General features: G+C 71.3%; 5 protein-coding genes. 4 read left to right on the forward strand and 1 reads right to left on the reverse strand.

Annotation, left to right across the window (positions count from 1 at the left end; all coding sequences use genetic code 11):
- Positions 1-181: 181 nt before the first annotated feature.
- Positions 182-835 (reverse strand): MBL fold metallo-hydrolase, encoded by a 654-nt coding sequence (locus ABZU46_RS29285; protein WP_354862801.1) that lies wholly within the window; start codon positions 833-835, stop codon positions 182-184.
- A gap of 294 nt (positions 836-1,129) precedes the next feature.
- Between ABZU46_RS29285 and rsgA the strand changes: the two genes are divergently transcribed.
- The 4 genes from rsgA to uvrC all read left to right on the forward strand — a co-directional run bounded on the left by rsgA (position 1,130) and on the right by uvrC (position 8,102).
- Entirely contained in the window at positions 1,130-2,200 is a 1,071-nt protein-coding gene (gene rsgA, locus ABZU46_RS29290) for a ribosome small subunit-dependent GTPase A (RefSeq protein WP_354862803.1), read from the forward strand.
- A 181-nt stretch (positions 2,201-2,381) separates the two neighbouring features.
- Entirely contained in the window at positions 2,382-5,327 is a 2,946-nt protein-coding gene (uvrA, locus tag ABZU46_RS29295) for an excinuclease ABC subunit UvrA (protein WP_354862805.1), read from the forward strand.
- A gap of 160 nt (positions 5,328-5,487) precedes the next feature.
- The gene (locus ABZU46_RS29300) at positions 5,488-5,973 is read left to right on the forward strand and encodes a Rieske (2Fe-2S) protein (protein ID WP_354862806.1); all 486 of its coding nucleotides are present in this window, start codon (positions 5,488-5,490) and stop codon (positions 5,971-5,973) included.
- Between the two features lie 140 nt (positions 5,974-6,113).
- On the forward strand, positions 6,114-8,102 hold the full coding sequence (gene uvrC, locus ABZU46_RS29305; protein ID WP_354862808.1) for an excinuclease ABC subunit UvrC: 1,989 nt from the start codon (positions 6,114-6,116) through the stop codon (positions 8,100-8,102).
- Positions 8,103-9,195: the final 1,093 nt, after the last annotated feature.

Below are 9,195 nucleotides of genomic sequence, written 5' to 3' on the forward strand. Positions count from 1 at the left end.
CCGCGGCCCCGGCCCCGGGGCGTCCCGCATTCCCCCTTCCTCGGGGCCGCCCTGCCCCCCGCACCCGTCGTGGGGGCGGTTCGTCCGGTGGTGTCGCGATCCGCCGGTGGGTTGGATCTTCAGTGGTGTTTGGTCAGCGTTGGGTGACCATCGTTCGGGGCTTGGGGGTGGTGTTGGGGGGTTACCAGCCTCGGGCTCGCCACTGGGGGAGGGATGGGCGTTCTGCTCCCAGGGTGCTGTCCTTGCCGTGGCCGGGGTAGAACCAGGTGTCGTCCGGCAGTTGGTCGAACAGCTTGTGCTCGACGTCGTCGATCAGCGCGGCGAAGCGCTGCGGGTCCTGATCCGTGTTGCCAACGCCGCCGGGAAAGAGGCTGTCGCCGGTGAACAGGTGGCCGGTGCCGCTCGGGTCGCGGTAGAGCAGCGCGATCGAACCCGGCGTGTGGCCCTTGATGTGGATGACCTCCAGCGCGCAGTCGCCGACCGCCACGGTGTCGCCATCGGCCAGCTGCTCCGCCTCGATCGGCAGCCCGGCCGCGTCGTCGGCGTGCACGAGCGCCCGCGCGCCGGTCTTGGCGACCACCTCCTCCAGCGCCACCCAGTGGTCCATGTGCTGGTGGGTGGTCACCACGGCGGTCAGACCACCGTCGCCGATCAGCTCCAGCAGCCGGGGCGCCTCGTTGGCGGCGTCGATCAACACCTGGTCGCCGGTGCCGGTGCAGCGCAGCAGGTAGGCGTTGTTGTCCATCGGGCCCACCGACAGCTTGCTGATGGTGAGCCCGTCCAACTCCCGTACCGCCGGCGGGCCGCCGTGGGTGACATCTCCGCTGTAGGTCATGACGTGTCCATATCCGTTCCGGTGGAGTAGGCAGGGGGACCGTCGGGGTCGACGGCGAACGTGGCGGCCGGTGGTGTCGTCCGCCGCGCCCCCGAGCGGCAGCGGACCCGTGGTCACGCGTCGACCCTAGCGGGCCCGCGCCGCGCCGTCGTCGCGGAAATCGCTTTCGGCGCGTCGCCCCGCGCCCTACCGTCGGCCTCACAAGCGGCACCGGGACGTCGGACGGAGGTGGTGTTCATGCCGGACGTGGCACGCGTGTTCCGCCATCACCAGCTCGACACCGATGAGGATGCCATGACGATCGATCTGACCGCCCTCGGCTGGGACGCCGACCGGGCGGCGTACGCCGCCCGACGCGGCGAGCACCACCCCGGCCGGGTGGCCCGGGTGGACCGGGGGGTCTGCACGGTGCTCACCGCCGGCGGCCCGGTCCGGGCCAGCCTCGGCCCGTCCGTGCTGGCCGCCGCCGTCCAGGACCCCTCGGCACTGCCCTGCGCGGGGGACTGGGTGCTGCTCACGCACTGGCCGGACCGCCGGATCACCGTGGCGGCCGTGCTGCCCCGGCGGGCCGCGCTGATCCGCCGTACCGCCGGCAAGGACGCCAGCGGCCAGGTGCTGGCCGCCAACCTCGACGCCGCCGCCGTGGTGGAGCCGGTGCACCCGGAGCCGGATGTCGGCCGCATCGAGCGGCTGCTCTCCCTGGTCCACGAGTCCGGGGCTCGGCCGCTCGTGGTGCTGACGAAGGCCGACCTCGCGGCCGACCCGGCCGCGCTGGCCCGCCAGCTCGCCGTGATCGCCCCCGGTGTGCCGGTGCTGTCGGTCAGCGCCGAGCGCGGCACGGGGCTGGACCCGCTGCGCGCCGAGGTCGCGCCGGGTCGCACGCTGGGGCTGCTCGGGCCGTCCGGCGCCGGCAAGTCGAGCCTGGTCAACGCGCTCGCCGGCGCGGTGATGATGCCGACCCAGGCGATCCGTCGGGTCGACGGCAAGGGCCGGCACACCACCACGTGGCGGGCCCTGGTGCCGATCCCGAACGGCGGTGCCGTCATCGACACACCCGGCGTACGGGCGGTCGGCCTGCTCGACGGCGTAGCCGGGCTGGACCGGGCGTTCGCCGACATCGCCGGGCTGGCCGAGGGCTGTCGGTACGCCGACTGTCGGCACGACGGCGAACCGGCCTGCGCGGTCCGCGACGCGTTGCGGACCGGTGAGCTGTCCACCCGTCGGTGGGAGAGCTGGCGGCGTCTGCAGTCGGAGGTCACCCACGAGAGCCGGCGGCGCGAGGCGCGGCTGGCCGCCGAGCGGCGCGGCGGGTGGCGATCGGCGCGGCGTCGGGCGGCCCGGCCGCCGTCGCCCGGAGGTTACTGACGGGCGGTCGTGCGTGGCGCGGCCGACCGGGCTGAGCTGGGGGAATGTGCGGGCGGGGAAAACTGTCACACCTCGGGGCTAGAGTTGCCGAGGCGTGTTTTCCGCGCCCGCACGACCGCTCGAAATCCCCCCAGAGCGGGACAGATCCTTCGCTTCGTCTTCTCCCGGGAGTACACGCACTGTGGCCGACCGACTGATCATCCGTGGCGCGCGCGAGCACAACCTGCGTGACGTCAGTCTCGACCTGCCCCGGGACGCTCTCATCGTGTTCACCGGGCTGTCCGGGTCGGGCAAGTCGAGCCTGGCCTTCGACACGATCTTCGCCGAGGGGCAGCGTCGCTACGTCGAGTCGCTCTCCTCGTACGCCCGGCAGTTCCTCGGGCAGATGGACAAGCCCGACGTCGACTTCATCGAGGGGCTGAGCCCGGCCGTCTCGATCGACCAGAAGTCCACCTCGCGCAACCCGCGCTCGACCGTCGGCACCATCACCGAGGTCTACGACTACCTGCGGCTGCTCTTCGCCCGCATCGGTGAGCCGCACTGCCCGGTCTGCGGCGAGCGGATCTCCCGGCAGAGCCCGCAGCAGATCGTCGACCGGGTCCTCGCGATGGCCGAGGGCACCAAGTTCATGGTGCTCGCGCCGGTGATCCGCGGCCGCAAGGGCGAGTACGTCGACCTCTTCGCCGAGCTGCAGGCCAAGGGCTACGCCCGGGCCCGCGTCGACGGCGTGGTGCACCCGCTGACCGAGCCGCCGAAGCTCAAGAAGCAGGAGAAGCACACCATCGAGGTGGTGATCGACCGGCTCACCGTCAAGCCGAGCGCCAAGCAGCGGCTGACCGACTCGGTCGAGGCCGCGCTGGGCCTGTCCAGCGGGCTGGTCCTGCTCGACTTCGTCGACCTGCCGGAGGACGACCCGGACCGGGAGCGCCGCTACTCCGAGCACCTGGCCTGCCCCAACGACCACCCGCTGGCCATCGAGGATCTCGAGCCCCGGGTCTTCTCCTTCAACGCGCCGTACGGCGCCTGCCCGGAGTGCACCGGCCTGGGCACCAAGAAGGAGGTCGACCCGGAGCTGCTGGTCCCCGACCCGGAGCGCACCCTGCGCGAGGGCGCCATCCAGCCCTGGTCCACCGGGCACAACCTGGAATACTTCCTGCGCCTGCTGGAGGCGCTCGGCGAGGCCCAGCACTTCGACGTCGACACCCCGTGGCGGGCGCTGCCGGCGCGGGCGCAGAAGACGATCCTGCACGGCTCCGACGACCAGGTGCACGTGCGCTACCGCAACAAGTACGGTCGCGAGCGCTCCTACTACACCGGGTTCGAGGGCGTGGTGCAGTGGATCGAGCGCCGGCACTCCGACACCGAGTCCGAGTGGTCCCGCGACAAGTACGAGGGCTACATGCGCGACGTGCCGTGCGCGGCGTGCGGCGGCGCCCGGCTCAAGCCCGAGGTGCTCGCGGTCACCCTCGCCGGCAAGAGCATCGCCGAGGTCTGCAACCTGTCGGTGGGGGAGTGCGCCGACCTGCTCGCCGGCATCGAGCTGACCGACCGGCAGAAGATGATCGCCGAGCGCGTCCTCAAGGAGATCAACGCCCGGCTGCGGTTCCTGCTCGACGTCGGCCTGGACTACCTCTCGCTGGACCGGCCGGCCGGCACGCTGTCCGGCGGCGAGGCGCAGCGCATCCGGCTGGCCACCCAGATCGGCTCCGGCCTGGTCGGCGTGCTCTACGTGCTCGACGAGCCGTCGATCGGTCTGCACCAGCGCGACAACCATCGGCTGATCGAGACCCTGATCCGGCTGCGCGGTCTGGGCAACACGCTGATCGTGGTGGAGCACGACGAGGACACCATCCGCGTCGCCGACTGGATCGTCGACATCGGGCCCGGCGCTGGCGAGCACGGCGGCAAGATCGTGCACAGCGGCTCGGTGCCGGCCCTGCTGAAGAACAAGGAGTCGATCACCGGGGCGTACCTGTCGGGGCGCCGGTCGATCCCGACACCGACGGGCCGCCGCCCGCAGGATCCGGCCCGCGAGCTGGTGGTGCACGGCGCGCGCGAGCACAACCTGCGCAACCTGACCGTCTCGTTCCCGCTGGGCCAGCTCATCGCGGTCACCGGGGTCAGCGGCTCGGGCAAGTCGACGCTGGTCAACGACATCCTGTACGCCGTGCTGGCCAACCAGATCAACGGCGCTCGGCTGGTGCCCGGCCGGCACACCCGGGTCTCCGGTCTGGAGCACGTGGACAAGGTCGTCGGTGTGGACCAGTCGCCGATCGGCCGTACCCCGCGCTCCAACCCGGCCACCTACACGGGGGTCTGGGACCACGTCCGCAAGCTCTTCGCCGAGACCACCGAGGCCAAGGTCCGGGGGTACGGGCCGGGCCGGTTCTCGTTCAACGTCAAGGGCGGTCGCTGTGAGGCGTGCTCCGGCGACGGCACCATCAAGATCGAGATGAACTTCCTGCCCGACGTGTACGTCCCCTGCGAGGTCTGCAAGGGCGCCCGGTACAACCGGGAGACCCTGGAGGTGCACTACAAGGGCAAGACCGTCTCGGACGTGCTGGAGATGCCGATCGAGGAGGCCGCGGAGTTCTTCTCCGCGATCCCGGCCATCCACCGGCACCTCAAGACGCTCGTCGACGTCGGCCTGGGGTACGTCCGCCTCGGGCAGCCCGCGCCGACCCTCTCCGGCGGCGAGGCGCAGCGGGTCAAGCTGGCCTCCGAGCTGCAGAAGCGCTCCACCGGGCGGACGGTCTACGTGCTCGACGAGCCGACCACCGGTCTGCACTTCGAGGACATCCGCAAGCTGCTGATGGTGCTCGAAGGGCTGGTCGACAAGGGCAACACGGTGATCACCATCGAGCACAACCTCGATGTGATCAAGACGGCCGACTGGCTGATCGACATGGGTCCGGAGGGCGGCCACCGGGGCGGCATGGTGCTCGCCACCGGCACCCCGGAGGAGGTCGCCGAGGTGCCCGAGAGCCACACCGGCCAGTTCCTGCGTCAGGTGCTCAAGCTCGACGGCGAGGCCAAGGGCGCGGCGGCGGCGACCACCCGCGCCGCCAAGGCCAACGGCGCCACCAAGACGCGGGCCAGCCGCAAGGTGCCGGCCGGCGCGCGCTGACCGCGACGCAACTCTTTCGGGGCGGGTCGGATGACGACCCGCCCCGACCCTTTTGCGGGGTGTCGCACCGATGCCGGGGTGAACTATCCGGCACAGTTGCCCGTGGAGAGAAGTGTGGCCGGCTTTTGGACCGGCGCACTGGGCGAGAGAGAGGCGAGGCATGAGCGACGATCAGGCGCTGACCGGACCGGGTACGCAGACCCGTCGTACCCTGCTCACCGGCGTCGGGGCCGTCGGCGCGGCCGTCGTCCTGGCGGCCTGCGGCAGTGACGACGACGGCAGTGGCAGCGGTGCCCCCACCAGCGGCGGCCCGGCGGTGCCCAGCACCGGGGACGCGGGCGGCGGGGATCGGCAGAACGCCCAGTCGCTGGCCACCACCGCCGACATCCCGGTCGGCGGCGGCAAGGTCCTCGCCGCCGAGGGCGTCGTGATCACCCAGCCCACGGCCGGTCAGTTCAAGGGCTTCAGCCCGATCTGTACGCACCAGAACTGCCCCGTGACGAACGTCGACGGCGGCACCATCAACTGCACCTGCCACAACAGCAAGTTCTCGATCGAGGACGGCTCGGTGAAGGCCGGTCCGGCCACCAAGCCGCTGCCGCCGAAGGACATCAAGGTGACCGGGGACCAGATCTCCCTCGCCTGACCCGCGCGGCTCGACGGCTTGATCGACTCGCGTTCCATGAAGTCGGGGTGTCGGTAGGCACCGGACACCCCGACTTCCCGGAAACCGAGTGGATCAAGTGCTCGCGGTGGGTGTCGGGGGTGCGGACTAGGCTTGTCGACGTGGCTGACCCCTCGACCTACCGTCCCGCACCCGGCACCATCCCGGAGTCACCGGGGGTCTACCGCTTCCGCGACGGCACCGGCCGGGTGATCTACGTCGGCAAGGCGAAAAACCTGCGCAGCCGGCTCAACTCCTACTTCGGCGACGTGTGGAACCTGCACGAGCGCACCCGCCAGATGGTCACCACGGCCGAGTCGGTGGACTGGATCACCGTCGGCACCGAGGTCGAGGCGCTCCAGCAGGAGTTCACCTGGATCAAGCAGTACGACCCCCGGTTCAACGTCCGCTACCGCGACGACAAGTCGTACCCCTATCTTGCCGTCACCCTCGACGAGGAGTACCCGCGACTCCAGGTGATGCGCGGCGCGAAGCGCAAGGGTGTGCGCTACTTCGGTCCGTACTCGCACGCCTGGGCCATCCGGGAGACCCTCGACCTGCTGCTGCGGGTGTTCCCCGCGCGCACCTGCTCGGCCGGCGTGTTCAAGCGGGCCGGCCAGGTCGGTCGTCCCTGCCTGCTGGGCTACATCGGCAAGTGCTCGGCGCCGTGCGTCGGCACCGTCTCCGCCGACGAGCACCGTGCGATCGTCGACGACTTCTGCGACTTCATGGCCGGGCGCACCGACACCATGGTCCGCAAGATCGAGCGCGAGATGACCGAGGCGAGCGAGCACCTGGAGTTCGAGCGGGCCGCCCGGCTGCGCGACGACGTGGCCGCCCTGCGCCGGGCCATGGAGAAGCAGACCGTGGTGCTCGGCGATGGCACCGACGCCGACGTGGTCGCGTTCGCCGACGACCCGCTCGAGGCGGCCGTGCAGGTCTTCCACGTCCGCGACGGCCGGGTCCGCGGCCAGCGCGGGTGGGTGGTGGAAAAGACCGAGGACCTGACCACCGGCGACCTGGTGCACCACTTCTGCACCCAGGTGTACGGCGGCGAGCACGGCGAAGCCGACGTGCCCCGCGAGCTGCTGGTGCCCGAGTTGCCCGCCGACGCCGACGCGCTGGCCGAGTGGCTCAGCAGCCACCGGGGCAGTCGGGTGTCACTGCGCGTGCCGCAGCGCGGCGACAAGCGTTCGCTCATGGAGACGGTGGAGCGCAACGCCAAGGACGCGCTGGCCCGGCACAAGCTCAAGCGGTCCGGCGACCTGACCACCCGCGGCAAGGCGCTGGACGAGATCACTGAGGCGCTCGGCATGCGTACCTCGCCGCTGCGCATCGAGTGCTTCGACATCTCGCAGATCCAGGGCACCGACGTGGTCGCCAGCATGGTGGTCTTCGAGGACGGGCTGCCCCGCAAGAGTGAGTACCGGCGGTTCATCGTGCGGGGCGCCACCGACGACCTGTCCGCCATGTCCGAGGTGCTACGCCGCCGCTTCGCCCGTTACCTCGACGCGCGGGCCGAGACGGGCGAGGTGGGCGTGGAGTCCGCCGACGACCCGACCGCGCCCGGCGGCGCCACGGATCCGCAGATCGGCATCCTGGTCGACCCGACCACCGGCCGGCCGCGGAAATTCGCGTACCCGCCACAACTGGTGGTCGTCGACGGCGGCGCCCCGCAGGTTGCGGCGGCCGCCCAGGCCCTCGCCGATTTGGGCATCGACGATGTCGCGCTGTGCGGCCTCGCCAAGCGGCTGGAGGAGGTGTGGCTCCCCGACGACGAGTTCCCGGTCATCCTGCCGCGCACCTCGGAGGGTCTCTACCTGCTGCAACGGGTCCGCGACGAGGCGCACCGCTTCGCCATCACGTTCCACCGCCAGCGTCGCTCGAAGCGGATGACCGAGTCGGCGCTGGACAATGTCCCCGGCCTGGGCGAGGTACGCCGCAAGGCGCTGCTACGGCACTTCGGCTCGCTGAAGCGACTCTCGACGGCGACCGTCGAAGAGATCACCGAGGTACCCGGGGTGGGTCGACGCACCGCCGAGGCGATCCTGACCGCCCTCGACAAGGGCGCAAAAGCGGACGACAGCGCCGAGTCGACGCCCAGCGCGTAGGCGACCCGCAGCGCGGGGGGCGACGCCCTGCGCGGGGGCGACCCGCAGCGCGGGGGGCGACGCCCTGCGCGTAGGCGACGCCCTGCGCGTAGGCGATCCGCAGCGCGGGGGCGACGCCCAGCGCGTAGACACACCGCGACAATCCTCGCGCCCCGCATGATCGTGCTCGATCCTGGATGTAGTGGCCTAGTTGGCAGGGTGAGGCCCCTGTTTCCTGGATCGAGCGCGATCATCCGGTGGCGGTCGGGCCGCGTGGAGGTGATCGACTCGGGTTCGGTGATGTCGGGGTGTCCGGCGCGTCCGGATACCCCGGTATCGCCGAAGTCGAGTCGATCAACCCCCCGGGGTGGTGGCGTGACCCGGAGGTCGGCGTGCAGTGGCGTGTCGCCCACCGAGGGACACCGTGCACGGCACGTCTCGGGCGGGCATGATCGTGCTCGATCCTGGATGTAGTGGTCTCGCCGGCAGGGTGAGGGGCCTGTTTCCGGGATCGAGCACGATCATCAGGTGGCGGTGGGGCCGCCTGGAGGTGATCCACTCGGGTTCGGTGATGTCGGGGTGTCCCGCGCGCCCGGATACCCCGGTATCGCCGAAGTCGAGTCGATCACCACCGGCTGGTGCGGATGTCCGTTTCCAGTGGGTGGTTTGTCCGGTCCGGGCGGTGGCGTCCCGTGGTCGGTGCCACCCTGGTGGCGGAATCGGGGACCCGGCGGGGTCGTTATACCTGGCATGCCGCCGCGAGCCTCGGGCTTCGGTGGCGCGGCAGCCGCCGGGAACACCCGCCCGGCCGCCACCGTTACACCCCCGCACAGCCGAGCACCACCGGTCGTCCCCGGTCTGGGAAGAACGTTGGCGGAATGACTCGCTGCCCCGGGCCGTTGCACCACCCTCCGGGACATCCCCGTGCAGGCCCCCGCCGGGCCGCCGGGCCCCGTCCCGCCGTGAACTTTCCCGCTCGGCACACCGCCCCCGCTTGTGTGTCGTCGCGTTTTCCCCACATGCAGAGGAGCACGCCATCATGCGTACCGATCTGATTCGTAAGACCGCTCTGACCGCTGCTGGCCTCGCCTTCACCGGCGGCGCCATCGCCGGC

This window comes from Micromonospora sp. NPDC005197, from assembly GCF_040608295.1.
GTDB lineage: Bacteria > Actinomycetota > Actinomycetes > Mycobacteriales > Micromonosporaceae > Micromonospora.